This is a genomic window from Polaromonas sp. P1_E3, assembly GCF_056405935.1.
The window spans coordinates 1-968 of sequence record NZ_JBFUBD010000693.1 but is presented as its reverse complement, the minus strand read 5'-3'; the positions used below and the strand labels follow the sequence as shown (position 1 = coordinate 968).

The 968-nt window shown below is 61.8% G+C and carries 1 protein-coding gene; it reads left to right on the top strand.

What is annotated here, in order from left to right; translation table 11 throughout:
* Positions 1-55 precede the first annotated feature (55 nt).
* A partial coding sequence (locus AC1D0Z_RS22850) for an alpha/beta fold hydrolase (RefSeq protein WP_477660417.1) occupies positions 56-968 on the top strand: 913 nt, incomplete at its 3' end.

Here is a 968-nt window from a genome sequence, read left to right as displayed (position 1 = left end):
TCCCGATTGCACCCCAACGCGACCGCGTTTAAATCGTAAAGAGGTTCTTAGCCCAATGTACAAAGAAAAACGATCTTCCCGCAGCGAGTTTGTCCCTATACGTGGCTTGAGTTACCACGTGTGGCTCTGGGAAAGCGCAGCAGGCGCGAACCCGGCATTGCCGCCGCTGGTTCTGGTTCATGGATGGATGGATGTGGCAGCCTCTTACCAGTTTATGGTTGACGCGCTGTCGGACGCCTTCGTGCAAGGCCGGACCATCATCGCGCCCGACTGGCGTGGTTTCGGGTTGACCGGCTCCGGCCCCAAAGGCAGCCCTGCGGACAATTACTGGTTTCCCGATTACCTGGCCGACCTGGACTTCCTGCTTGACCATTACGCGGGCGACAAACCGGTTGATTTGGTAGGCCACAGCATGGGCGGCAATGTTGCCATGCTGTATGCAGGCGTGCGGCCCGCACGCATCCGCAAGCTGGTCAACCTGGAAGGCTTTGGCCTGCCGCCCAGCAAAGCCGCGCAGGCACCCGGCCGTTATGCCAAATGGATAGACGAGCTCAAAAGCCTGCATAGAGGCGAACTGGAACTCAAAGCCTATGCCGACGTGGCCGGCGTGGCGCGCCGCCTGATGCGAACCAACCCGCGCCTGTCGGCCGACAAGGCCGGCTGGCTGGCCAGCCATTGGTCCCGGCCGAATGCCGAAGGCAAATGGGAAATCCTGGGGGAAGCCGCCCACAAGATCACCAGCGCGCAGCTCTACCGCGTTGACGAAGCCCTGGAGATTTACCGCAGCATCAGCGCCCCCGTGCTGGCTGTTGAGGCGTCTGACGATTCACTGGCTACCTGGTGGCAGGGCAAATACAGCCTGGCCGAGTACCACGAGCGGCTCAAACAGGTACGCCAGGCGCGGGTGGCCGTGATCCAGGACGCCGGCCACATGCTGCACCACGACCAGCCGGACCAACTTGCCACAC